At 57.8% G+C, this 25,546-nt stretch carries 22 protein-coding genes; 18 read left to right on the forward strand and 4 right to left on the reverse strand.

The genetic code is table 11. The features are described 5' to 3' along the window. Positions 1-10: 10 nt before the first annotated feature. The 8 genes from AC1ROI_RS20035 to fabF all read left to right on the forward strand — a co-directional run bounded on the left by AC1ROI_RS20035 (position 11) and on the right by fabF (position 10,369). On the forward strand, positions 11-1,264 hold the full coding sequence (locus tag AC1ROI_RS20035; RefSeq protein ID WP_102594018.1) for a glycosyltransferase family 4 protein: 1,254 nt from the start codon (positions 11-13) through the stop codon (positions 1,262-1,264). Then, positions 1,264-2,226, forward strand: coding sequence for a UDP-glucose 4-epimerase family protein (locus AC1ROI_RS20040; RefSeq protein WP_102594019.1), 963 nt, complete (start codon positions 1,264-1,266; stop codon positions 2,224-2,226). Before AC1ROI_RS20035 ends, AC1ROI_RS20040 begins: the two co-directional genes overlap by 1 nt. Before the next feature lie 2 nt (positions 2,227-2,228). After that, positions 2,229-3,254 carry an MraY family glycosyltransferase gene (locus tag AC1ROI_RS20045; protein WP_102594020.1) on the forward strand — a complete coding sequence of 342 codons (1,026 nt, stop codon included), beginning with the start codon at positions 2,229-2,231 and terminating at the stop codon, positions 3,252-3,254. Between the two features lie 102 nt (positions 3,255-3,356). After that, positions 3,357-5,351 carry a polysaccharide biosynthesis protein gene (locus tag AC1ROI_RS20050; RefSeq protein WP_102594037.1) on the forward strand — a complete coding sequence of 665 codons (1,995 nt, stop codon included), beginning with the start codon at positions 3,357-3,359 and terminating at the stop codon, positions 5,349-5,351. 227 nt (positions 5,352-5,578) lie between these two features. Then, positions 5,579-7,432, forward strand: a complete 1,854-nt coding sequence (locus AC1ROI_RS20055) for a hypothetical protein (protein WP_102594021.1) — start codon at positions 5,579-5,581, stop codon at positions 7,430-7,432. 304 nt (positions 7,433-7,736) lie between these two features. Beyond that, positions 7,737-8,072, forward strand: coding sequence for a ComEA family DNA-binding protein (locus AC1ROI_RS20060; protein WP_102594022.1), 336 nt, complete (start codon positions 7,737-7,739; stop codon positions 8,070-8,072). Between the two features lie 195 nt (positions 8,073-8,267). Then, positions 8,268-9,062 (forward strand): SDR family NAD(P)-dependent oxidoreductase, encoded by a 795-nt coding sequence (locus AC1ROI_RS20065; protein WP_102594023.1) that lies wholly within the window; start codon positions 8,268-8,270, stop codon positions 9,060-9,062. A gap of 32 nt (positions 9,063-9,094) precedes the next feature. Next, positions 9,095-10,369 (forward strand): beta-ketoacyl-ACP synthase II, encoded by a 1,275-nt coding sequence (gene fabF / locus AC1ROI_RS20070; protein ID WP_102594024.1) that lies wholly within the window; start codon positions 9,095-9,097, stop codon positions 10,367-10,369. On the opposite strand, the gene AC1ROI_RS20075 is transcribed toward fabF, so the two are convergent. Next, positions 10,366-10,923: a TetR/AcrR family transcriptional regulator gene (locus AC1ROI_RS20075; RefSeq protein ID WP_102594025.1), complete on the reverse strand. Its 558-nt coding sequence runs from the start codon at positions 10,921-10,923 to the stop codon at positions 10,366-10,368. The two genes, fabF and AC1ROI_RS20075, sit on opposite strands and share 4 nt — an antisense overlap. Before the next feature lie 176 nt (positions 10,924-11,099). Between AC1ROI_RS20075 and AC1ROI_RS20080 the strand changes: the two genes are divergently transcribed. After that, positions 11,100-11,753, forward strand: coding sequence for a GntR family transcriptional regulator (locus AC1ROI_RS20080; protein WP_102594026.1), 654 nt, complete (start codon positions 11,100-11,102; stop codon positions 11,751-11,753). A 15-nt stretch (positions 11,754-11,768) separates the two neighbouring features. Continuing rightward, the gene (locus AC1ROI_RS20085) at positions 11,769-12,620 is read left to right on the forward strand and encodes an urea carboxylase-associated family protein (RefSeq protein WP_077747932.1); all 852 of its coding nucleotides are present in this window, start codon (positions 11,769-11,771) and stop codon (positions 12,618-12,620) included. A gap of 92 nt (positions 12,621-12,712) precedes the next feature. Here the strand turns inward: AC1ROI_RS20085 and AC1ROI_RS20090 are convergent, their stop codons facing one another. Together AC1ROI_RS20090 and eat are read right to left on the reverse strand one after the other, a co-directional pair. Next, positions 12,713-12,880 (reverse strand): DUF2897 family protein, encoded by a 168-nt coding sequence (locus tag AC1ROI_RS20090; RefSeq protein ID WP_010461642.1) that lies wholly within the window; start codon positions 12,878-12,880, stop codon positions 12,713-12,715. A gap of 125 nt (positions 12,881-13,005) precedes the next feature. Beyond that, positions 13,006-14,370, reverse strand: a complete 1,365-nt coding sequence (gene eat, locus AC1ROI_RS20095; RefSeq protein WP_010461641.1) for an ethanolamine permease — start codon at positions 14,368-14,370, stop codon at positions 13,006-13,008. A gap of 396 nt (positions 14,371-14,766) precedes the next feature. Between eat and kdpF the strand changes: the two genes are divergently transcribed. The 6 genes from kdpF (at position 14,767) to AC1ROI_RS20125 (ending at position 22,890) form a co-directional block, all read left to right on the forward strand. After that, positions 14,767-14,856, forward strand: a complete 90-nt coding sequence (kdpF, locus tag AC1ROI_RS20100; protein ID WP_007899818.1) for a K(+)-transporting ATPase subunit F — start codon at positions 14,767-14,769, stop codon at positions 14,854-14,856. A gap of 8 nt (positions 14,857-14,864) precedes the next feature. Continuing rightward, positions 14,865-16,559, forward strand: coding sequence for a potassium-transporting ATPase subunit KdpA (gene kdpA / locus AC1ROI_RS20105; protein WP_077747930.1), 1,695 nt, complete (start codon positions 14,865-14,867; stop codon positions 16,557-16,559). Positions 16,560-16,569: 10 nt separating this feature from the next. Beyond that, positions 16,570-18,627, forward strand: coding sequence for a potassium-transporting ATPase subunit KdpB (kdpB, locus tag AC1ROI_RS20110; RefSeq protein ID WP_102594027.1), 2,058 nt, complete (start codon positions 16,570-16,572; stop codon positions 18,625-18,627). A 192-nt stretch (positions 18,628-18,819) separates the two neighbouring features. Beyond that, complete coding sequence (gene kdpC / locus AC1ROI_RS20115) at positions 18,820-19,365, forward strand: potassium-transporting ATPase subunit KdpC (RefSeq protein ID WP_010461634.1); 546 nt, start codon at positions 18,820-18,822, stop codon at positions 19,363-19,365. 138 nt (positions 19,366-19,503) lie between these two features. Then, positions 19,504-22,155 carry a DUF4118 domain-containing protein gene (locus tag AC1ROI_RS20120; protein WP_083374712.1) on the forward strand — a complete coding sequence of 884 codons (2,652 nt, stop codon included), beginning with the start codon at positions 19,504-19,506 and terminating at the stop codon, positions 22,153-22,155. A gap of 36 nt (positions 22,156-22,191) precedes the next feature. Then, on the forward strand, positions 22,192-22,890 hold the full coding sequence (locus AC1ROI_RS20125) for a response regulator (protein ID WP_010461630.1): 699 nt from the start codon (positions 22,192-22,194) through the stop codon (positions 22,888-22,890). Positions 22,891-23,028: 138 nt separating this feature from the next. Here the strand turns inward: AC1ROI_RS20125 and AC1ROI_RS20130 are convergent, their stop codons facing one another. After that, positions 23,029-24,069: a patatin-like phospholipase family protein gene (locus tag AC1ROI_RS20130; protein ID WP_010461624.1), complete on the reverse strand. Its 1,041-nt coding sequence runs from the start codon at positions 24,067-24,069 to the stop codon at positions 23,029-23,031. Between the two features lie 223 nt (positions 24,070-24,292). On the opposite strand from AC1ROI_RS20130, the gene AC1ROI_RS20135 reads away from it, so the two are divergent. Together AC1ROI_RS20135 and AC1ROI_RS20140 are read left to right on the forward strand one after the other, a co-directional pair. Next, complete coding sequence (locus AC1ROI_RS20135) at positions 24,293-24,571, forward strand: hypothetical protein (protein WP_010461623.1); 279 nt, start codon at positions 24,293-24,295, stop codon at positions 24,569-24,571. A 45-nt stretch (positions 24,572-24,616) separates the two neighbouring features. Further along, positions 24,617-25,384, forward strand: coding sequence for a CHAD domain-containing protein (locus AC1ROI_RS20140; protein ID WP_010461622.1), 768 nt, complete (start codon positions 24,617-24,619; stop codon positions 25,382-25,384). The last annotated feature ends 162 nt before the right edge of the window (positions 25,385-25,546 follow it).

The raw sequence follows: 25,546 nt of genomic DNA on the forward strand, positions 1-25,546 counted from the left end.
AGTTGTGATCATGCCTGAAAGTAAATTGAGGATCCTGGTGGTCACGCAGTATTTTTGGCCAGAAAATATGCGTATCAACGATTTAGTTCGCGACTTTACCGAAAAAGGACATTCGGTCACCGTGTTGACTGGTTTACCTAATTATCCCGAAGGTAAGGTGTTTGAAGAATATAAAGCGTCGCCGGGGCGCTTTAACCATTACTTTGATGCCAAGGTGGTCAGAGTGCCTATGCTCGCGCGAGGCAAGCGCAGTATTAGTTTGGTATTGAATTATTTCAGTTTCTTCACAAGTGCCTCGACGATTGGTGCTTTTAAACTGCGTGGCGAAAAATTTGATGCGGTATTCGTTTATGCCGTTTCGCCGATCATGGCTGCCATTCCAGCGCTGGTGATGGGGCGCATAAAGAAAGCACCGGTGTTTGTCTGGGTACTCGATCTTTGGCCGGAGACACTGAGAGCGGTAGGGGTCCTCAAACACCCCGCTTTACTGTCTATGGTCGGAAAAATGGTGTCATGGATTTACAATCGCACTGATTATTTACTTCTGCAGTCACATGGTTTCTTCGAGAACGTCAAAAAATATTGTACGAAGGACATAGCGTCTCAACGAATGGTCTATTTTCCAAGCTGGGCGGAAGATGATTTTTCTTCATCTGCAGCTCACGATTCGACTTTGTTGCCTCGTGACAACACGGTATTCACGGTTGTGTTCGCGGGCAATCTCGGTGAAGCGCAAGATCTTCCAGCGGTGTTGGATGCTGCTGAGGAGTTGCGCGATAAAGTCGTAATGCGGTGGGTAATTGTTGGCGATGGACGAATGAGCGAATGGTTGAGTCAACAAGTTCACTCCCGCGGCTTGAATAACGTATTGCTATTGGGGAGGCATCCTTTGGAAGAGATGCCAGGCTTGTTTGCAAGTGCGGATGCCTTGCTCGTTTCCCTCAAAACCAATGACGTATTTGAAAAAACCATACCTGGAAAAGTACAAGCCTATCTGGCATCGGGCAGACCCCTGTTGGGGATGATCAATGGCGAGGCCGCTAGAGTGATTGATGATTCTGGAGCGGGTTTTACTTGTGCATCCGGCGACGCCAGTGGGCTTGCGAGCATTACCTTGGCACTCGCGAAGACGGACGCGGTTAAATTGAAAGCGATGGGGCAATCCGGTCGTCAGTATTATTTGAGCAACTACTCCAAACCTCTTCTTTTAGCCAGGCTTGAAGATCTTTTCCGCAACGCCACCCTACGAAAGGCCACCCGCTGATGCAGCAAACCATTTTACTGACTGGGGCGACAGGTTTCGTCGGGGGAGCCATTCTCAAACGGTTACATCACGAGAACAAACACTCTGTAGTGGTTGCTGTTCGAGACGAGTCACGAGTGCCCATCAATGGGGTTTCGAAGGTATGTATCGAGTCCTTCGATGGCGTTACACGTTGGGAAGAACACTTGAACGGGTCGAACATAGTGATTCACTCCGCGGCTCGGGTGCATGTCATGAATGATGTAGAAGCCGATCCGTTGGCAGCGTTCCGTAAAGTAAACGTTGAGGGAACGTTGAATCTCGCCAGACAAAGCGCCGCCGCAGGTGTACGACGCTTCATTTTCATCAGTTCAATCAAGGTAAATGGGGAAGGGACAGTTCCTGGTACTGCTTACGGTGCAGATGATGTTCCTGCCCCCGTGGACCCTTATGGCATTTCGAAAATGGAAGCCGAGCAGGGCCTTCGCGAACTGGCGGCGGAAACTGCGATGGATGTGGTTATTATCCGCCCGGTGCTGGTCTATGGACCAGGCGTAAAAGCCAACTTCCTCAATATGATGCGCTGGTTGGACAAGGGGGTTCCTCTGCCTTTTGGAGCGATCTATAACAGTCGAAGTCTGGTCGCGCTTGATAATCTGGTGGACTTGGTATTGACGTGCATCGATCATTCAGCCGCAGCAAACCAGACCTTTCTGGTGAGCGATGGAGAGGATTTGTCCACTACCGCGTTGCTGAGCAAGATGGCGAAGGCGCTCAACAAGCCAGCTCGACTCATACCGGTACCGAGTTGGATACTTCAGAGTGGCGCCACTCTATTGGGTAAAAAAGGGCTTTCTCAGCGACTGTGCGGGTCGTTGCAGGTCGATATTACCAAGACTCGTAATCTTTTAGGCTGGACGCCCCCACTAAGTGTTGATGAGGCGTTGGCGAATACAGCTAAGCATTTTCGGGAACATCAATAACAATGATCTACTTGTGGCTGGTACCGGCAGTTGCCGTTCTTTCTTTTTTGTTGACTGGTGCTCTGCGACGGTATGCATTGGCTCGAAGCATCATCGATATCCCTAATGCACGAAGTTCACATACGATACCAACGCCGCGCGGCGGCGGGGTGGCGATCGTGGTTACCTTTCTGGCGTCGCTTCCAGTTTTCGGTATGTTCGGTCTGGTACCTTGGCAGGAGTTAATCGCGGTAGGCGGTGCAGGGGCGCTGCTAGCTGTTATTGGTTTTATGGATGATCACGGGCACATCGCCGCCCGTTGGCGTCTGTTGGGTCATTTCGGCGCCGGCATATGGGCTCTGGCCTGGTTGGGTGGCTTTCCTCCCGTTACCTTGTTCGGTATCAGTCTGGAACTGCATTGGTTTGGACATATTCTCGCTGCGATTTATCTAGTCTGGCTGCTGAATCTGTACAACTTCATGGATGGAATTGATGGTATCGCGAGTGTTGAGGCATTGTGTGCTTGCCTTGGTGCTTGTCTGCTTTATGGGCTAAGCGGCGCCCCGGCCCTGATCTGGGGACCGCTGATACTCGCTGCGGCAGTAGTCGGATTCCTGTACTGGAATTTCCCGCCTGCACGGATATTCATGGGGGACGCAGGGAGCGGGTTTCTAGGCATTGCATTGGGGGTTCTGTCGCTCCAGGCTGCTTGGGTTTCCTCGGATTTATTTTGGGCGTGGGTGATCCTGCTAGGCGTGTTCATAGTCGACGCAACGTTTACCTTGATACGTCGATTGCTTCGTGGCGATAAGGTCTATGAGGCTCACCGTAGCCATGCCTATCAGTTCGCTTCCCGTCGATTTGGTAAGCATCTACCTGTAACACTGGCTGTCGGCGCCATCAATCTGTTTTGGCTGTTGCCTGTGGCCTACTCTGTGACGCAACTCGGCCTGGACGGTGCTTGGGGGGTAATTATCGCCTACGTTCCGCTGATTATCCTTGCTTTGAAATTTCATGCAGGCCAGCTCGAAGTGACTACAGCCGCGTGATCCAGTTTGGGTGCCTGATTTAGAAGGTGCCGGCTGCGAGCGAATATGTACAATGATCGAGTGATGTCAGTTTAGGAGCGGTACAAGGTGTTTGAAGCGTTTATGGATCGATTGCGTGCGTTGTTGCTGGGGCTGCCGCGCCGTCAGAAACGACTGATTCAGGTGCTGGCTGATGTAGTCCTGGTATGGATGGCACTTTGGCTGGCGTTTGTCGTGCGTCTGGGGATTGATGAAATGATCAATCCCATCACTACACACACCTGGCTTTTTGTAAGCGCTCCGCTGGTAGCGATTCCGCTGTTCATTCGATTTGGTATGTATCGCGCGGTGATGCGCTATTTTGGCAATGATGCGCTTATAGCAATCATCAAGGCTGTGAGTCTTTCTTCATTAATCCTAGGCTTTATTGTCTATTGGTATAGCAATCACCAAAACGTGGTGCCGCGTTCGATCATCTTCAACTACTGGTGGTTGAGCCTGGTGATGATCGGAGGGTTGCGCCTGGCAATGCGGCAGTACTTCCTCGGTGACTGGTTTTCGGCTGCCCAGCACGTCCCTTTTACAAATCGTGACGATGGTCTGCCGAGAGTCGCGGTTTATGGTGCAGGGGCTGCAGGTAACCAGCTGGTAGCTGCGTTAAGGATGGGCCGCGTCATGCGGCCGGTCGCCTTTATCGATGATGATGACAGCATTTCAAATCGGGTCATCTCGGGTCTGCAGGTTTACAAGCCTCGACACATCGAGCAGATGATCCACGCTACAGGTGCTCAAGAAATACTGCTTGCGATTCCTTCCTCTTCCCGTGGTCGGCGTCGCGAGATTCTTGGTTTCCTTGAAGGCTATCCATTGCACGTGCGCAGCGTACCTGGCTTCATGGACCTGGCGAGTGGCAGGGTGAAAGTAGATGACATTCAAGAAGTCGACATCGCTGATTTGTTAGGTCGTGATGCTGTGCCAGCGCAGGAAGATTTGCTCGAGCACTGCATTGAAGATAAAGCCGTCCTCGTAACCGGCGCGGGCGGTTCAATCGGCTCAGAGCTGTGCAGGCAGATTCTCGCGCAGTCGCCAACCACCCTTATTTTATTCGACCACAGTGAATTCAATCTCTATTGCATTTTGGCAGAACTGGAGCAGCGCATAAGCCGTGAGTCGTTATCGGTAAGGCTATTGCCTATATTGGGCTCCGTGCGTAATCAGGCCAAGTTGCTGGATGTCATGAAGACCTGGCGCATTGATACGGTATATCACGCAGCAGCTTATAAGCATGTGCCTATGGTCGAACACAATATTGCTGAAGGCGTGCTGAATAATGTCATGGGGACGCTCAACACTGCGCAAGCTGCATTGCAGGCGGGCGTTGCTAACTTTGTGTTGATATCCACTGATAAGGCCGTGCGTCCAACGAATGTAATGGGCAGCACCAAGCGGCTTGCTGAGCTAACGTTGCAGGCGTTAAGTCGTGAAATTGCGCCGGTTTTGTTCGGAGACAAATCCAAGGTTTCGCGGGTCAACAAAACTCGTTTTACGATGGTTCGATTTGGAAATGTTCTGGGCTCTTCTGGCTCGGTCATTCCGCTTTTTCACAAACAAATCAAGTCAGGCGGACCTTTAACGGTTACTCATCCGAAGATTACACGTTATTTCATGACTATTCCCGAAGCGGCGCAGTTGGTGATTCAAGCCGGGTCGATGGGACAGGGGGGAGACGTGTTTGTCCTGGATATGGGGGAGCCTGTTAAAATTGTTGAGCTTGCAGAAAAGATGATCCACCTCTCAGGCTTGAGCGTTCGATCGGAAAAAAATCCAAACGGTGACATCGCTATCGAGTTTACGGGGTTACGTCCAGGCGAAAAGCTCTATGAAGAGTTATTGATTGGCGATAACGTAGAGGCGACCAAGCATCCCATGATAATGACAGCGAACGAAGATCACTTGTCCTGGGATGTGCTTAAGGCCAAGCTGACTGATTTACTAGCTGCGGTAGAACAAGACGACTATTCAAGGGTGCGACAATTGTTGCGTGATACCGTCAGTGGTTATGCGCCTGATGGAGAGATTGTTGATTGGATATATCAGCAGCGTAGGCTTGAACCTTAGATATGTGTTCGGTGAGCGCTGATTTAAGAGATACGCCCGCAATCCCTGCGGGCGTTTTTTTTGAAATGATGAGTCGCTCGGTTTGCTGGAATTGATAATGACTTGTTTTGTCTAGATGCACGCAATTGCATTGTTTACAGAGCATTTGTGGTTTCTTTAAAATTAATACCATGATATCGAAGCGAGTTGTGTTCGGTTGGTACAATGAATAAAGGCTGAGGCAGTTTGTGAGTATTCACGGCGGTGTTTCCGATTTGGCGATTCCTGAACCTAACGCGGTAAACCGCCCGACGATTACTGAATATTGTTTGGTTGCACTTACTGTCGTTGGGGCCATCAGTATTCTTGTTTGGCTGATGGTTTACAGTCAATATGGCTTTGACTTTACTGACGAAAGCTTCTATTTGGTATGGGTGGCAACACCACGACTATATGACTGGTCGTTATCGCAGTTTGGATTTATTTATCATCCATTTTATCTGCTTTTTGGAGGAGATGTTGTACGGCTGCGGATGTTTAATGTATTGCTCACTCTGGCTTTGAGTTGGCTGCTGGTTGATAAGATTCTGAAAGAGTTTTTTTCGAATAATATCGCTGGCTACATTCAGCGACTGGCAATGTCTTTTGGTTTTGCAGTGGGTGGCCTGGTTTTTTTTAGCGTATGGGTACTTTCTCCTAGTTATAACAGCCTGAATTTTCAAGCATTACTGATAGTGGCGGCAGGTTTGTTTTCGGCGCAGGCGAAGATAGATAAAGAAAGCATTGCTGGTTGGGTATTTATCGGAGTTGGTGGATGGTTAGTTTTTATGGCCAAACCTAGTAGTGCCGCTTCCCTCGTGGTGTGTGTTTTTATTTGTTTGTTGCTCGCAAGGAAAATCAACGTCCGCTTGATGTTGCTTTGTTCTGCTGTCGTGTTATTTTTGTTGCTTTTAAGTGCGCTGCTGATTGATGGTTCTGTAGTCTCGTTCGTAGGGCGGATTCAAAGAGCGATGGTTTTCGTTGACTATATAGGAGGCGGACATACAGTTGCACAAATATTGAGGGTTGACGATTTTTTGCTGACTCAACAAGATGTACTGCTTTTTCGCATAGCACTGCTTGTTTCTCTTGTCGTACCGATTTCTTTATATGTTAGTCACAGAGTTAGCCGTTTGTCAGGACTCTGTTTTGCGTTCCTGATGTCGTGTGCGGTAATTGCGGTGTTAACCGGTGAGTATATTGTCAAGCTGGAATACAGCAATTTTCATGGGTTGTTGATATTGGCGATTCCGTCGTCAATGCTGTTATTGGGAATCTGCTTTTGTAGACATCGGTTTTTTCTGGATTCATCTCTTTCCCGTTTTTTTATAGCGTTGGCGTTTGCATTATTTCCATATATTTATGCCTTTGGTACCAATAACAACTACTGGCAAGTGGGCAGCTTAGCTGGTTTTTTTTGGTTGCTAAGTGGGCTGGTCCTGTTAGCCCCAGCATTGCGCGGTGAAAAAACAGTTCTTATCCTCGCGCCACTCGCGTTGGCTACTCAGCTGATTGTAGTTGTATTGGTGCAAGCGGGGATGGAGTCGCCGTATAGGCAAACACAGCCGTTGAGATTGAACTCTTACTCAGTAGAAGTAGGGGAAGTTGGCACGACCCTTGTTTTGTCTGAGGAATATGCGGGTTACTTGATAGAAGCCAGGAGTGCTGCCTTACAGGCAGGCTTTCAGCCTGGTACCCCGGTAATTGACTTGAGTGGACAATCACCAGGGATGCTTTACGCGATGGGTGCAACCAGTATTGGACAGGCTTGGATGATCGGCGGTTATCCAGGTAGTTTTAAAATGGCAAGTGAAGCATTGAAGAGGGTCCGCTGTGACCAGTTGGCTGCGGCTTGGCTTCTAACTGAGCCTGAAGGCCCACGAAGTCTTTCTGATAATCTGGTATCCAGCTTCGGAGCTAAGCCTTCAGATTATGAGGTGGTGGGCTCTTGGAAAACAGCCAAAGGTGCGGGAGGGTTCGATCAGCGTCCGGCGCAACAGTTATTGAAACCTATTAAAAATCTCGACACGTCGATCAAGGCGTGTATTGAAAGCAGGAATTGATTCTTAGAGCTCAGTATCAGCGACATATCTGATGAAAAGATGAGGCCGTGATCTGAAGCAAGGCTCAAGGCTAGCTCATTTTCAAGCCAGTTCGGTTAGCTTAAACGAATACGCCGATGTCGCAGTGAACCTGATCTGAACCATACAAGCCGCTATGCTTGTATTACTCGGGCGCGCTTGTTGGGTGCATGATAGGTATATATTTGGTAACTGATACATTTTTGACAGGCTCACGTCATGACCTAAGTTTGGAAGGCAGCTTCGGAAAAGCTGCTTTCTCAATCGATGTCATGGAGCTTCATTTATGCGTACAGGCTATTTCTACTCTCTGGTTTTCGCCCTACTGACCAGCGCCTCTATTGCTGCCATCGCCGCGCCTGCGGCAAAGTCTGAGGCTGGTAACGCACCTATTGCGCTGGAAGTCGCGCCTAAGGCGCTGTCTGGCAAAGTCGACCTCAATGGAGCTGATGCACCGACGCTGCAGCGTGAGCTATCCGGTATTGGGGAGGCCAAAGCCAAGGCGATTGTTGCTTATCGTGACAGTAATGGGCCTTTTTCGTCCGTAGACGAGCTGCTGGAAGTGAAGGGGATAGGCAAGGCGATTCTGGATAAGAACCGCGAGAAGCTGGAAGTGAACTAAGCTTTAGATAAACGCCCAAGAGGCCGGTCATTGACCGGCCTTTTTGCATTTTGGCGTTAAGGACGGCGGCTTGCCTTCTATCGGCATGTAAAAAATTACGACTATCATATTGTCTTTGGATTATGCCTATAATAATTCCTGAGTCCGCCAAAGCAGACGCTCATCTTCCAATCGCATCCTCCCAGGAGCACGCTAATGAATTCTGTCCAAACCCAAGGAACCGCCCTCGTCACCGGAGCCTCCTCCGGAATCGGCGCCATCTACGCTGAGCGTTTGGCGGCGCGTGGTTTTGATCTGTTGCTGGTCGCTCGCGACGAGCAACGCTTGCAGGCAGCGGCGAGCAAGTTGCGCGCCGAGCATGGTGTCCAGGTCGAAGTACTCAAGGCAGACCTCACACAAAAAGATGACGTTCTGAAGCTCGAACAGCGTCTACGCAGCGATTCGAGTATCAGCCTGCTGCTGAACAATGCCGGTGTCGCAACGGATGGTCTGTTGGCCAATTCCGACATGGACCAGATGGAAAAGCTGATCCAGCTCAACGTCACCACCGTCACGCGCCTGGCATCGGCAGCGGCCGCCGCTTTCGCAAAGGCTGGCCGTGGCACGATCATCAATATCGCCTCGGTAGTGGCGTTGTTTCCTGAGCGATTCAACGCGACTTACAGCGCGAGCAAGGCTTATGTGTTAAGTCTGACGCAGTCGTTGAACGCGGAACTGGACGGTACCGGGGTCAAGGTCCAGGCCGTGTTGCCAGGCGTAACACGCACCGAAATCTGGGAGCGCTCCGGTATCGACGCTGCTCAGATTCCCGCAGACATGGTGATGGAAGCCGGGGAGATGGTCGATGCGGCATTGTCCGGTCTGGACCAGGGTGAGTTGATCACCATTCCATCGTTGCCGAACGCCTCCGAGTGGGATGACTTTGTAAAAGCTCGTCTGGTGATGGCCCCGAATCTTTCCAAAAGTACGGCCGCCACGCGTTACAAGTGAGGCGTCTTCAATCGGCTTGAGGTAATTGCGGTATGAGTAATCGTCGAGTGGTTGTAACGGGCATGGGCCTGGTGTCCCCGCTGGGTAGCGATGTCGAGGTGGTCTGGGGGCGCCTGTTGGCTGGACGCTCCGGGTTGCGTCAGTTGCCTGACGAAGTGGTCGCTGATCTGCCGGCCAAGGTCGGCGGCGCGGTGCTCTCCATGACGGAAGATCCCGAGGCGGGTTTCGACCCGGACCGGGCGACGCCGCCCAAAGAGCAGAAAAAAATGGACCGCTTCATTATGTTTGCCATGGAGGCCGCGCGCCAGGCGGTGGAGCAGTCCGGTTGGCAAGCGCAAGACGCTAATGGTCAGGAGCGCACCGCGACGATTATCGGCTCGGGCGTGGGTGGTTTCGGCGCAATTGCCGATGCGGTCCGTACAACCGACAGCCGCGGTCCGCGACGTTTGTCGCCATTTACCATTCCTTCCTTTCTGGTCAACCTCGCGGCCGGTCATGTGTCGATCCAGCATGGTTTCAAAGGCCCGCTGGGTGCTCCGGTGACAGCGTGCGCGGCCGGGGTCCAGGCGATTGGCGATGCGGCGCGGCTGATTCGTTGTGGCGAGGCGGATATCGCCGTGTGCGGGGGCGCGGAAGCCGCGATCGATCGGGTCAGCCTCGCCGGCTTCGCGGCTGCGCGTGCCTTGTCCAGTGGTTACAACGACACCCCGGAGCGTGCCTCTCGGCCATTCGACAGTGGTCGTGATGGTTTCGTGATGGGGGAAGGTGCTGGCCTTCTGGTGATCGAATCGCTTGAACATGCCCTTGCCCGTGGGGCTCAGCCCTTGGCCGAACTGGTCGGATACGGCACCAGTGCCGATGCCTATCACCTGACTGCCGGCCCCGAAGATGGCAGCGGCGCGCGTCGGGCAATGTCGCTGGCCCTGGCCCAGGCGGGCATTTCTGCCGCACAGGTGCAGCATCTCAACGCTCACGCCACCTCGACCCCGGTTGGGGACCTTGGAGAATTGGCGGCCATCAAGTCATTGTTCGGTTCGGACAACAAGATCGCGGTGACATCGACCAAGTCCGCCACCGGGCATTTGCTGGGGGCGGCGGGCGGGATTGAGGCGATCTTCACGCTGTTGGCGATCCGCGATCAAGTCGTGCCGCCCACCCTCAATTTCGAAAACCCGGACCCGGCGGCGCAAGGCGTGGACATCGTCCACGGTCAGGCGCGGCCGATGGCGATCGAATATGCACTGTCCAATGGCTTCGGGTTTGGCGGGGTCAATGCCAGCGTGCTCTTCAAACGCTGGCAGGATTAATCCCAGGGCTGTTTGAGAAATTCGCGTGTCACGTCGAGAATCCGCTGGGCCATCTCCTGATTCTCGACACTGCGCGACAGCAACAACGCCCCGACCAGGGCCGACATAATGAAGATGCTGCGGTCGGCGGCATCTTCGCCTTCAAGCGTGCCTTGCACTTGTTGCAGCCTCGAATTGAGCACCACGTCAGAGGTCGGACTGGGTTGTCCGCGCAAGCCAAGCTCCGAGGACATGGTCGGCAGCGGGCAACCCTGATCGGGTGACGTCTGGTGCCATTCAGACAGATAGGTGTCGATGAATGCTTCCAGCGGGTGCTCCTGCGCGAACAGCTCGGCACAGATGGCGTCGCACTGTTCGCCGGCGGCCTGCAGGGCCTTTTCCACCAGTTCGTCCTTGGACTTGAAATGCGAGTAGAACCCGCCGTGGGTCAGCCCCAGCGCTTTCATCAGGGGTTGCAGGCCGGTCGCGCCAATACCGTCGCGGCGAAATCGCGCCGATGCTTCCTTGATGATGCGTTGATGGGTCTGGGCTTTATGGTCCTGCGAGTAACGCATCTGAAATCTCCGCAACAATGCGCCATCTTAACCAATGAAAATGGGATGGTGACTGTACTTCTACTTCTAAAAAGCATGCAGATGCGACCAACTTCGTCCTGCCGCATCGATTCAGCTGGCACGAATAGTGATTACTTGTCAGCTGCCGATTGTTGAACAATCACGAGGCGATGAGCATGAACAGTGGACTGTCCCTGGCCGATCACATCACATTGGAGTTGCGCGCCGACATCATAGGCGGTCGCCTGCTGCCTGGTATGGCGCTGGTGGAAAACGAATTGGTGTCTGCCTACAACGCCTCCCGTAACACCATTCGTGAAGCGTTGCACCGCCTGGGGCAGGATGGACTGACCCGTTACGTGCGCAACAAGGGCGTGATGGTGCGCAAGCTGGGTCAGGATGATGTTCGGGATTTGTTCAAGGTCCGGCGTACCCTGGAACTGCAAGCCATCAGCGTGAGCCCGCCATTGCGCGATGATCAATCGGGCCGGATGCTCGAGGCGCTGGAGGCCACCGAGCTGGCCCGGGAACGCGAGGACTGGCGCGCCGTCGGCACCCACAGCCTGGCGTTTCATCAACACATCGTCGGGTTGCTGCGCAGCCCATTGTTCGATGAGTTTTTCACCAACGTTGTTGCGCAACTGCGCCTGGCGTTCTGCGCCGCGCCCGATGAATCACGTTTTCAGGCGCCCTGGCTGGCTCGTGACCGGCAGATCCATGACTTTCTCGCTGAGGGCGACAAGCGCGCCGCCGCAGACGCCATGAGCGCTTACCTCGATGACTCTGAACACCTTCTGTTGCAAATGCTTGCCCCAACCCCCCATCACTGATCGAGGATGTGTGTCATGTACAAAGACTATCCGGCGGCCTATCAAGTCAGCAAAGGCTCGGCCTTGCAGGTGGACAAAGCCTTCTACGAACGGATTCGCGACACCAGGGAAGGCCGCACGCTGATCGAGCAGTTTGAAGTGCCGATCCGCACCGGTCGCGCCTGGAACGTGCCGGCCGGGCACGTGTTTCGTGTGACCACGCCGGTCGGCCCGCAAGTCGGCGACTTCAACGTCTGGAACGCCAACGACCCGCGCGAGCGTTTGTGGGCGGCGCGGACCCGGCAACTGCAGGGCGCCCATGTCAGCACCCATGACCGGCTCTGGTCGAACCTGCCTTTTTTACGGCCGCTGGTGACCATCACCGACGACAGCCTGGCCGATTACGGCATCGATGAACATGGGGGGCGTTTGCACGATTTGCTGGGTACGCGCTGCGATCCCTATGTGAACAAAATGCTCACCGGCGAGGACTTCCATCATCACTGCCACTCCAACCTGACGCGCGCCGTGTTGCCCCATGGCCTGACCGAGTTCGACGTGCATGACGTGCTGAACATTTTTCAGTGTACGGGCCTGAACCACGACGACATGTACTTCATGAAGGCCTGTCCGGCGCAGAAGGGCGATTACCTGGAGTTCTTTGCCGAGATCGATCTGCTGTGTGCGCTGTCGACCTGTCCGGGAGGGGACCTGTCACTGGCCATGTGGGGGCCTGATGCGCAGGATCCGCTCAGCGTCTGTCGCCCGCTGGGCGTGGAGATTTATCGGTTGGAGGATTCATTGCTCGAGGGCTGGAGCCAGCCTGAACGTGCTGCGTATAAAGGGCTGCATGGCTTGCACATCGCCAAGGCCGACTGGGAAAAATAATCGGACGTAGGAGCGAGGCTTGCCCGCGAAGGCGTCCCTGAGATCGCCTTCGTGGGCAAGCCTCGCTCCTACAGAAGCTGTTCAGCAGTTTTTTAGCGGTCCTGCGCATCCTTGGCGTCCGCTTCCGCGTTGCGTTCCGCGACACGTTTACGTTGCTCTTCGGTCAGTTCGACCTTGTTGGCAGTGTCACGCAGCATCATCAAACCACCAACGATCGAGCCGATTGCAACGACCAGAATCAACCAGGCATACCAGGGCATAGGGCTCTCCTTGAGGGCAGGCCGATTGGCGGGTTTCGCCAATCGATCGTGCATACCACTTTGAGCGATTTCATATCGCGGTGGTTCCATTCTATGCCTGATCTGTCGGTAACACCTGAGACCATTCAGAGTCCGGTCAACATCGCGTCGGCCGGTGCATCCGCGCGCAATTGCGCGGTGAGCATGAAGTACACGAAGCCCACCGCCATGAAGCCGAGGAAGATCAAGCCGATCAACGTGTTGAACCAGGCCATCGCCACCAGGCACACCACCGCCAGGATCAGCGCAATCATCGGCACCAGCGGGTAGCACGGCGCGCGGAAGGTGCGCTCCAGGTTCGGTTCGGTTTTACGCAACTTGAACAGGCTGAGCATGCTCATGATGTACATCACGATTGCGCCGAACACCGCCATGGTGATCATCGCCGCGGTCAGCGTCATGCCACCGAGATTGATCAAACCGTCGCTGTAGATCGCCGCGATACCGATTACGCCGCCGGCAATGATCGCCCGATGGGGTGTCTGGAAGCGCGACAGTTTGGCCAGCGACGCCGGCAGGTAACCGGCGCGGGCGAGGGCGAAGAACTGCCGCGAGTAGCCGAGGATGATCCCATGGAAACTCGCCACCAGGCCGAACAGGCCGATCCACACCAGCATGTGCAACCAGCCCGAGCTTTCGCCGACCACGGTTTTCATGGCTTGTGGCAGCGGGTCGTTGATGTTCGACAGGGTGCGCCAGTCGCCGACGCCGCCGGCAAAGAACATCACGCCCATGGCCAGCAATACCAGGGTCAGGATGCCGCTGATGTAGGCCTTGGGAATCGTGCGTTTCGGATCCTTGGCTTCTTCGGCGGCCATTGCTGCGCCTTCAATGGCGAGGAAGAACCAGATGGCGAAAGGAATCGCCGCGAACATCCCGGCAATCGCCGGCGCCCCGAACACATCGGAACCGGCCCAGCCATTGAGCGCAAAGTTGCTGAAACTGAACGCCGGAGCGACCACGCCCATGAACACCAGCAGTTCCGCCACGGCCAATACGCAGACAATCAACTCGAAGGTGGCGGCCAGTTTCACGCCGAGAATGTTCAGGCCCATGAACACGATGTAGGCGCCGACCGCTGCGTGCTTCGGGTCGAGGGCCGGGAATTGCACATTCAGGTAAGCGCCGATAGCCAAGGCAATTGCCGGCGGGGCGAAGACGAACTCGATCAGCGTCGCCAACCCGGCGATCAATCCGCCTTTCTCGCCAAAGGCGCGGCGGCTGTAGGCAAAGGGGCCGCCAGCATGGGGAATCGCCGTGGTCAGTTCGGTGAAGCTGAAGATGAAGCAGGTGTACATCGTGGCGACCATGAACGAGGTCACCAGGAACCCGAGTGTTCCGGCCACGCCCCAGCCGTAACTCCAGCCGAAATACTCACCGGAAATCACCAGTCCGACCGCAATACCCCACAGGTGCAACGTGCCCAGCGTGGGTTTGAGTTGTGTGTTCATGCGTTTGCTCCCTGAACGGTTTGAAAAGCGTCGGGGGGAGGCGTTTGCAGTGGGCGTGCCAGTGTTGTGATAGCAGTCGTAAAGCGTAAAAAGGTGTCGTATCGGGGATGTACGGTGCTGGATGCATGCATTTTGGTGCGCTAGTTGGGGGCGTTGTCGTGTGTTCTGCCGTCTTCGCGGGCAAGCCTCGCTCCTACAAGGGCGAGCGCTCCACGGACCTGTAGGAGCGAGGCTTGCCCGCGAAGGGGCCCGCTCGGACACCGCCGTAACGAAGGCATAAACCCACTCTTTACGCATTCTTTATGCCCCGCCACACCCCTCGGTCTCGTTCCTTTACAGCCTCCCTGCCGACAATGGCTCCACACGCGGCAATACGCCGTAACACGGAGAACTTCCATGAGCGTTCTGGACGGGGTGTCACTGCTATTGGCAGTGGGGCTGTTCATTTATCTGTTGGTTGCGCTGTTGCGCGCGGACCGGAACTAGGAGCGGCTATGCACAGTTATGACTATTGGCTGATCCTGGCCTTCTTTGCCGTGGTGCTGATCCCGGCACCGTTCCTTGGGCGGTTCTACTACAAGGTCATGGAAGGCCAGCGCACCTGGCTTTCGCCGATCCTCGGACCGGTCGAACGTGGTTGTTATCGGGTGGCCGGCGTTGATCCGCAGGCCGAACAGAGCTGGCAGAAATACACCCTGGCCTTGCTCGCCTTCAACCTCGCGGGCTTTTTGCTGTTGTTCGCGATCCTGTTGTTCCAGGACCACTTGCCGTTGAACCCGCAAAACCTGCCGGGTCAGGAGTGGACGCAAGCGTTCAACACCGCCGTCAGCTTCATGACCAATACCAACTGGCAGTCCTACAGCGGCGAAGCGACCCTGAGCTACCTGAGCCAGATGGTCGGCCTCACCGTGCAGAACTTCGTCAGCGCCGCCACCGGCCTGGCGGTATTAGTTGCGCTGTGCCGCGGTATTGGTCGCAAGTCGAGCAAGACCCTGGGCAACTTCTGGGTCGACATGACCCGCGCCACCCTCTACGGCCTGTTGCCCCTGTGTCTGCTGCTGGCGCTGTACCTGGTCTGGCAGGGCGTGCCGCAAACCTTCGCGCAGTACGTGAATGCCGTGACCATGCAAGGCGTCGATCAGGTGATTCCGCTCGGTCCGGCCGCCAGCCAGATTGCGATCAAGCAACTGGGCACCAACGGCGGTGGCTTCTTCGGCGTCAACTCGGCGCACCCGTTCGAGAACCCGACAGCGTGGAGCAACCTGTTCGAAGTTGGCTCGATCATTCTGATCCCGGCCGCGCTGGTGTTCACCTTCGGCCACTACGTGAAAGACCTGCGTCAGAGCCGCGCGATCATCGCCTGCATGCTGGCGCTGTTCCTGATCGGCGGCGCGACCTCGTTGTGGGCTGAATACCAACCTAACCCGACCCTGAACAACGTCGCCGTCGAACAGACCGCGCCGCTGGAAGGCAAGGAAGCGCGCTTCGGCACGACCGCCACGGTGCTGTGGTCGGTGACCACCACCGCAGCGTCCAACGGTTCGGTCAACGGCATGCACGACAGCCTCAATCCGCTGAGCGGCATGGTCGCATTGGTCAACATGATGGTTGGCGAAGTGATCTTCGGCGGCGTCGGCGCGGGGCTCTACGGCATGTTGCTCAACGTGTTGATCGCGGTGTTCCTCGCCGGCCTGATGATCGGTCGTACCCCGGAATACCTGGGCAAGAAACTCCAGGCGAAGGAAGTCCAGTTGCTGGTCGTGACCTTGCTGGTGATGCCGGTCGGCGTGCTGGTGCTCGGTGCGATTGCCGCGAGTCTGCCCGGCCCGGTCGCGGCGGTGAGTAACCCCGGTGCCCACGGTTTCAGCCAGTTGCTGTACGCCTACACCTCGGCCAGTGCCAACAACGGTTCGGCCTTTGGCGGCTTCGGTGCCAACACGGCGTTCCACAACCTGATGCTGGGTCTTGGCATGTTGATCGGTCGCTTCGGTTACATCCTCCCGGTATTGGCGTTGGCCGGCAGCCTGGCAATGAAGAAAACCGCACCGATCGGCCAGAACAGCTTCCCGACCCATGGCCCGCTGTTCGTGACATTGCTGACCGTGACCATTTTGCTGGTGGGTGGTTTGACCTTCCTGCCGACATTGGCGCTGGGTCCTATTGCTGAACATCTGAGCATGGGCTTCTAAGGAATCCATCATGAATATGCCTGTAAGCAAAACCGTCGTCGCCAAGGCGCCGGAACAACCCAAAACTGCGATCTCGGCCCTCTGGCGCCCGGCGCTGGTGCAAGCCTTCGTCAAGCTCGACCCACGGCAATTGCAGCGTGCGCCAGTGATGCTGGTGGTCGAACTGACCGCGATCCTGACCACCGTGCTGTGCTTCATTCCCGACAGTGCCGTGCCGACCTTCGTCGCTGCGCAAATCGCCCTGTGGCTGTGGTTCACCGTGCTCTTCGCCAACTTCGCCGAAGCCTTGGCCGAAGGTCGCGGCAAGGCCCGCGCCGACAGCCTCAAGGCCGGCAGCGAAGGCTTGAGCGCCCGCCGTAAAACCAGTAACGGCACTTTTCAAGTGGTACCGGCCACCAGCCTGCGCAAGGACGATGTGGTGCGCGTTGAAGCCGGGGAAATGATCCCCGGTGACGGCGAGGTCATCGAAGGTATTGCCGCCGTCAACGAAGCGGCGATCACCGGCGAATCCGCGCCAGTGATTCGTGAGTCCGGGGGCGACCGTTCGGCTGTCACCGGCAACACTCGCCTGGTCTCTGACTGGCTGCTGGTGAAGATTACCGCCAACCCCGGCGAGTCGACACTGGACCGCATGATCGCTCTGGTCGAAGGCGCCAAACGCCAGAAAACCCCGAACGAAGTCGCGCTCGACATCCTGCTGATCGGCCTGACCCTGATCTTCCTGCTGGTAGTCGTCACCCTGCAACCGTTCGCCCACTTCGCCAACGGCAGCCTGCCGCTGGTGTTTCTGGTGGCGTTATTGGTCACGTTGATTCCGACCACCATTGGCGGTTTGTTGTCCGCCATCGGTATTGCCGGGATGGACCGTCTGGTGCGCCTGAACGTGATCGCCAAATCCGGTCGCGCCGTGGAAGCGGCGGGGGACGTTCACGTCCTGCTGCTGGACAAGACCGGCACCATCACGTTCGGTAACCGTCGCTGCACCGCAGTGCATCCGGCGCCGGGCGTCACCGCCCGTGAACTGGCGGAGGGCGCATTGTTTGCCTCGCTGGCCGATGACACGGCTGAAGGTAAGTCCATCGTCGAGTACCTGCGCGGCACTCAGCCACAACCTGAGCCCGCCGCCGAGTTGCTGACGGCCGTACCATTCAGCGCGGAAACCCGTCTGTCCGGTGTCGACTATCAGGGGCGTGTGTATCGCAAAGGCGCGGTGGATTCATTGCTGGCCTTCGTCGGTGTGAAACGCGCCGACCTGGCCGCGCCGCTGTCCCGTGAGATCGACAAGATCGCTCAAAGCGGCGGTACCCCGTTACTGGTCTGCGCCGACGGCAAATTGCTTGGTGTGATCCACCTCAAGGACGTGGTCAAGCCCGGCATCCGCGAGCGTTTTGCCGAGCTGCGCAAACTGGGCATCCGCACGGTCATGGTGACCGGCGACAACCCGCTGACCGCCGCTGCCATTGCTGCCGAAGCGGGCGTGGATGACGTGCTGGCCGAGGCTACGCCAGAGAAAAAACTGGCGCGCATTCGCCACGAACAGAACGACGGTCGCCTGGTTGCCATGTGCGGCGACGGCGCCAACGATGCCCCGGCCCTGGCCCAGGCTGACGTCGGCATGGCGATGAACGACGGTACGCAAGCCGCGCGCGAGGCGGCGAACATGGTCGACCTCGACAGCGACCCGACCAAGCTGCTGGACGTGGTGCAGATCGGTAAGGAATTGCTGGTGACCCGCGGTGCGCTGACGACGTTTTCCATCGCCAACGACGTGGCCAAATACTTCGCGATCCTGCCGGCGCTGTTCGCCTCGATCTACCCGCAATTGGGCGTGCTGAACGTCATGCATCTGAGCAGTCCGCAGAGCGCGATTCTCTCGGCGATCGTGTTCAACGCCTTAATCATTGTGGTGCTGATTCCACTGGCGCTGCGTGGGGTTCGAGTGCAGGCCGCGAGCGCGGCGGCGTTGCTGCGACGCAATCTGCTGGTCTACGGATTGGGCGGGATTGTAGTGCCGTTCGTGGGGATCAAGGCGATCGACATGCTGCTGACGGCGTTGCATCTGGTTTGACGGTCGGGAGCTGTGGTGGGGTTTTTGTGGCGAGGGAGCTTGCTCCCGCTGGGCTGCGAAGCGCGGCCCCATCCCAGACACCGTGTTTGTTCAGGTACACCGCATTTGCCGGGTTGACGACTGCTTCGCAGTCGAGCGGGAGCAAGTGACGTGTGTGCCTGATGAATGTTCTTTGAATTCGAGGATTTTGAAATGTCCACAATGATACGTCCGGCCCTGAGCTTGCTCGTGCTGATGACCCTGATCACCGGCGTCGCTTACCCCTTGGTCGTCACTGGCGTCGCCCAGGTCGCGTTCCCGGATCAAGCCAATGGCAGCCTGGTGCGTGACGCCGGCGGCAAGGTCCGTGGCTCTTCGCTGATTGCCCAGGATTTCGTTGGCGATGCCTGGTTCCATCCACGGCCATCGGCGGGTGCGTTTGCCACCGTGTCGAGCAGCGCCAGCAACCTTTCGCCGAGCAATCCGGCGCTGGCCACTCGGGTGATCGACGATGCCAACAAACAGCTGGTGCCCGGTCAGGGGCCAGTGCCCTTGGCGATGGTGACCACCTCCGGCAGCGGCCTCGATCCCCACTTGCCACCGGCGGCGATTGCCTATCAACTGGCGCGTGTTGCGGCGGCGCGTAATTTGCCGGTGTCTACGCTTCAGCAATTGATGAATGCGCACATTGAGCAGCCATTGGTGGGGCCGCCGGTGGTGAATGTGTTGGCGCTAAACATCGCGCTGGAAAACCTGTAGAAGATGATCGTTCCCACGCTCTGCGTGGGAATGCATCAACGGACGCTCCGCGTTCGGCTCTGAAGGAGACGCGGAGCGTCCCGAGCTGTATTCCCACGCGGAGCGTGGGAACGATCAATCAAGATAAGGCAATGACAAATGAGTGACTCCGGCCGCGCCGACGCGCTGTTAGCAGACCTGCCCCGCGATGGCCGTGGCCGGCTCAAGGTTTTCCTCGGCGCCGCGCCCGGTGTCGGCAAGACCTACGCCATGCTGCAAGCGGCTCACACCCAATTGCGCCAGGGCGTGAAAGTCATCGCCGGCGTGGTTGAAACCCACGGCCGCGCCGAGACCGAAGCGCTGCTCGGCGGCTTGCCGCAGCAGCCCTTGGTGCGCTTGGAATACCGAGGCGTCACGCTCGAAGAAATGGACCTCGACGGTCTGCTCGCGGCCAAGCCGAAATTGGTGCTTGTGGACGAACTGGCCCACACCAACGCCCCTGGCAGCCGTCACGCCAAGCGCTGGCAAGACATCCAGGAATTGCTCGCCGCCGGCATCGACGTGTTCACCACGGTCAACGTTCAGCACCTCGAAAGCCTCAATGATCAAGTGCGCGGGATCACCGGCGTGCAGGTTCGCGAAACCCTGCCGGACTGGGTGCTGCAAGAAGCCTACGAACTGCTGCTGATCGACCTGCCGCCACGCGAACTGCTTGAGCGTCTTCGTGACGGCAAGGTCTACGTGCCGGAGCAGGCGCGGGCGGCCATCGACGCTTTCTTCACCCAGACCAACCTCACCGCCCTGCGCGAACTGGCAATGCAAACCGCCGCTGCGCAGGTGGACGATGACCTGGCCCAGGGATATCGACAACTTGGCCAGGCCGCGCCAGCGGTGCGCGGTCGATTGTTGGTCGGCGTCGATGGCGATGCTCAGGCCGAACGCCTGGTGCGCCACGCCAGCCGCGTCGCCCAGCGTCGGCATCTGCCGTGGAGCCTGGTGCACGTGGACAACGGCAGCGTGCGCGACGAACAGTCGCGACTGCGCCTGCAAAGTGCCCAGCAACTGGCCGAGCGACTGGGCGGCGAAGTGGTGTTACTGCGCGCCGGTGAAGTCGCAAAAACATTGATCCAGCACGCTGCCGAACGCCGTGCCAGCCTGGTGCTGGTCGGTCAATCGCGCCAGCGTTTGCGTCGGCGCTTGTTCGGCGGCGGTCTGGCATCACGCTTGCTGCGTGATGCGCGGGGGCTGGAAATCAACGTCCTCGACAGTGATCACGAACAGCATCAGCCGCGTCAGCGTTCGGCGCATTCGCTGGTGTGGTTCGACTACGCGCTGGCGGTCGTGGCGACGGTGCTGGCCACTGCTTTGGCCTGGGCCGTGGCGAGCGTCTTGCCGCTGCCGAATATATCGCTGGTGTTCCTCGCCGCCGTGTTGCTGGTGGCGGTGCGCAGCAGCCTGGGCCCGGCGCTGGCTTGTGCGGCGCTGTCGTTTCTGACCTATGACTTTCTGTTTATCCCGCCGAATTTTTCGTTCGCCATCCAGCGCGAAGAAGACGTGCTGACTTTGCTGTTCTTCCTGCTGATGGCGGCCCTCACCGGCAACCTCGCGGCGCGGCAACGGCGGCAATTGCAAGCATTGCGCGACACCCAGGAAGAGACCACCGAACTGCTCGACCTGTCGCGCAAACTCACCGCCGCCACCGACCGCCAGGCCGTGGTCAGCGCTGCGGCCCAGCACCTCAATGGCTGGAGCGATCTGCAACTGTGCCTGCTCAACCGCGACGGCCAGGGTGGCTGGAAGGTCGAGACCGGCGGCCCGCTGGAGTTTTCCGAAGCCGAGCGCGCTGCCGCCGATTGGGCCTGGCAACACGACCAGCCGGCGGGCGCAGGCACCGGCACGCTGCCGTTCGGGCGTTGGTGGTGGTGGCCGTTGTCGGTGGAAGACGGACCGTTGGCGCTGCTCGGTGTGTGCGCCAAAGAAGGCCAGACCTTGAGCGGTCAGCGTCGGCGTTTGTTGACGGCGTTGAGTCAACCGCTGGCCCAGGCCTTGGCTCGCGCGCAACTGGCCGAAGACCTGGAAGCGGCGCGCCTGCACGGCGAAACCGAGCAGTTGCGCAGCGCCTTGCTGGCGTCGGTGTCCCACGATTTGCGCACGCCGCTGACCTCCATGCGCGGCAGCATCGACAGTCTGCTGGCCCTCGGTGAAGCCATCCCGCTGGAGGATCGCCGCGAACTGCTTGAAGGCACCCGCGATGAAGCCGAGCGCCTCGACCGTTACATTCAAAACCTGCTGGACATGACCCGCCTCGGTCACGGTGCGTTGAAGCTGGCGCGGGACTGGGTGTCGCCGGCCGATATTGTCGGCAGTTCGCTCAATCGTCTGCGCGCGGTACTGGCGCCGTTGCAGGTCAGCACCGAAGTGCCGGCCGAATTGCCGCTGCTGTACGTGCATGCCGCGCTGATCGAGCAGGCGCTGGTCAATGTGCTGGAAAACGCCGCGCGTTTTTCTCCGCCTCACGGCCGTCTGCAATTACGCGCCGGCGCCAATGACAGCGAGCTGTTTTTCTCGGTCAGCGACGAGGGGCCAGGGATTCCGGAGGAAGAGCGGGCGAAGATTTTCGACATGTTCTACACCGCTGCGCGCGGTGATCGGGGCGGGCAGGGCACCGGCCTGGGGTTGGCGATCTGTCAGGGCATGGTCGGCGCGCATGGCGGTCGGATCAGCGTCGCGGACGGCATTGAAGGGCGCGGCACCTGCATCACACTGCACTTGCCATTGCAGGAACAGCCGGGCCTTGAAAGTGAAGCCTGATACCCTTTGGACATCTCCATGCCACGATCAGAAACCATGAGCCAGACCGCGACCATTTTGGTCATCGACGACGAACCGCAAATCCGCAAATTCCTGCGCATCAGCCTCGCTTCCCAGGGTTACAAGGTACTGGAGGCCGGCAATGGCAACGAAGGGCTGGCCCAGGCGGCATTGAACAAACCCGACTTGCTGGTGCTCGATCTCGGCCTGCCGGACATGGACGGCCAGCAAGTGCTGCGCGAGTTTCGCGAATGGTCGACGGCGCCGGTGCTGGTGCTTTCGGTGCGTGCCAGCGAAGGGCAAAAGGTGGAAGCGCTCGATGGCGGTGCCAACGATTACGTGACCAAGCCGTTCGGTATCCAGGAGTTCCTCGCCCGGGTGCGTGCGTTATTGCGTCAGGCCCCCGTTGGCGAGGCTCAGCAAGCGGCGCTGACGTTTGGCCCGCTGACCGTGGACCTGGCCTATCGCCGGGTGCTGCTCGATGGCGCCGAAGTCGCGCTGACCCGCAAAGAGTATGCGGTGCTGGCGCAACTGGCCCGGCATCCCGGGCGGGTGATCACCCAGCAGCAACTGCTGAAAGATATCTGGGGGCCGACCCATACCGAGGACAGTCATTATTTGCGGATTGTTGTGGGGCATCTGCGCCAGAAGCTGGCGGATGATCCGACTCAGCCACGGTTTATTGTTACCGAGGCGGGGGTTGGTTATCGGTTGTTGAGTGAGGGAAGTCTTTAGCTTTTTGGTGTCCGGCCTATTGTCTTCGCGGGCAAGCCTCGCTCCTACAGGATGAGAATCGTTCACAAAGCTCGCGAACGACTCAAACCCTGCAGGAGCGAGGCTTGCCCGCGAAGAGGCCACCGTCATCCGAAAACTTCAGGCATCCCGCTCATTCTCGTATCTATCCAGCGTATCCCGCGCAATCTCCCGCCCCAGCGCGATCAACTCCGGCGCCTTGTAAAACTCGAAAAACCGGCACACCCGTTTCGGCACGTTGATCAGGATGTCCGGCGGATACCCGGCGATCTTGTACTGCGCCAACGACGTCTGCATCACCTCGAAACTCTGGTTGATCAGGTCCAGCAACGACGCCGGGCCCACGTTGTCGATGATGAACGAACCTGTGGCGGATTTCGGTGCGCCTTCGCGTTCGGGGGCGGCTGCCGGTTGCTGGGCTTCGGGTTCGGCGGATTCGATCCAGGGGTTGATGTCGGCCGCTTCGGCCATCAACGCTTCCTTTTCCAGCAACAGCAATTGTTCGGCCTGCTTGCGGCGGAACGGCATTTTTGAACCCAGGGAATTGATCAGGCTGTCGAACCGCGTCTTGAACGCGGGCGGACGCTGAATCACCGGCAGTTTATAGTGGCGCTGGTTGGTGGAGTTGAGGTTGACCGCAATGATCAGGTCGCAATGGCTCGACACCACGGGCACGATCGGCAAAGGGTTGAGAATGCCGCCGTCCACCAGCATGCGATTGCCCTGCATCACGGGTGTGAACAGGCTCGGAATCGCTGCCGAGGCGCGCATGGCCTGGTGCAGGCAGCCTTCCTGGAACCAGATTTCCTGCTGGTTGGTCAGGTCCGTGGCCACCGCCGTGTAAGGGATACGCAGGTCTTCGATGTTGATCTCGCCGACGATCTTGCGAATCTGCCCGAACACTTTCTCCCCGCGAATCGCGCCCAGACGAAAACTGACGTCTACCAGACGCAAGACGTCTAGGTAGTCCAGGCTTTCGATCCAGTCGCGATAATCGTCAAGCTTGCCGGCGGCGTAGATCCCGCCGACCACGGCGCCCATCGAGCATCCTGCAATGCAGGCGATGTCGTAGCCGCGCCGTTCGATTTCTTCAATGACACCGATATGGGCATAGCCCCGGGCCCCGCCTGAGCCCAGCACCAGTGCGACACGCTTTTTCATGAATCGCCCTCGTCTGACAAGGTTCAACAATGCACCCATCACGGGGGGCGCTTCAATCGCTTAGGTCGCTTGGTGGGCCAAGGGCGTCGTTTTTTCGACACTCCATGGCGGCGCATGGGTATTCTCACGCACACTTGACGTTTGCGCGGCGGGGCCAAGGCACTTTTCACGTGCCAGACCGTCTTACCAGCACGACTGTTTACCTAATGTTGAGGTGTGAGTGATGAAAGCCTGGATTTGCGTGCCATTGATTGCCCTGGCGCTTGCCGGTTGTGCCGGCAAAACCGCTTATCGTGACAGCTGCGGTAGTGGACTCGATGCGGCGTGGCATGAACTGGACCTGGCCAAGGCCGAGGGTTTTGCCGGCACCGTCAGCTACTCCAAGGCCCTGTCGCTGTTGACGGCGGCCAAGACCCAGCAGCAATTCGAAGGCTTCGAAGGCTGCACCAAGAAAGCCGAGAAGGCCCGCTTCTATATTCGTGAGTCACGTGCCGGCCGTTGAGGCATGATGTAGGGAATAGTGGACATTCGATTCAGGGAGCAAGCGATGTCGGCCTTGGTTGATCGGTTGGTGGCTCAAGTACTGAGTCTGGAAGTTCGTCTGCTGGCTTGCCAGGCGCGCCTGAGTGCGCGCACCGACCCGGAAGCGTTGCACGAGCTGCGCACCACGGTTCGCCGGCTGCGCAGTCTGTTGCGACCGTTGCGCGGGCTGCCTGGCGTCGAGCAACTGGAGGCGGCGTCGTCCCGGGTTGGCGAGTTGACCACGCCGTTGCGTGATCGCGAGGTGCTGGCGGCCTACCTGCTCAAGAACGGTCAACCCGAGGCCGCGCAACGACGTATGGCGCAGATGGCCAAGGCGTATCCGGCGGTGGCAACAAGCCCCGAGGTCACGCAGTTACTGATGATTCTCGACGCGTTTCCGCGTTTCCTCCGTGCTTCCCAGCGTCAGGGCCTGCTCAAGGGCCTGCGCAAACGCATCGAAAAGCGCCTCGCCAAGCAATGGAAGAAACTCGATCAGGCCCTGCACGATCCTGCCCATGATCGCCATCGCTTGCGTCTGTTGATCAAGCGCGTGCGCTACGGCATCGACGCCTACCCCGAACTTGACCGATTGCCCGACGCGGCGATGCCACGTTTGAAGTCGGCACAAGGTGCCCTGGGTGAGTGGCATGACTGTTTTCAATGGCTGGCCAGGGCTGAACAGGAGCCTGATCTGCACCCGTGTGTCGCCGTCTGGAAAACCACCATGGCCAAGGCCGAGGAACGCGCCGACCGCGTTCTCGACAAACTCAGCGACGCCTGCTTCAAATCCTGAAAACACCCCGATCAAATGTGGGAGCGAGCCTGCTCGCGAAGCGGTGTATCAGTCGGCATCAAGGCTGGCTGACAGACCGCTTTCGCGAGCAGGCTCGCTCCCACAGTGGTTTGGGTGTTGAACCAGGGACAGGCACGGCTCATCTGTCAGTGCTTTTGGCCG

The organism is Pseudomonas sp. GW823-FHT02C02 (genome assembly GCF_058797635.1).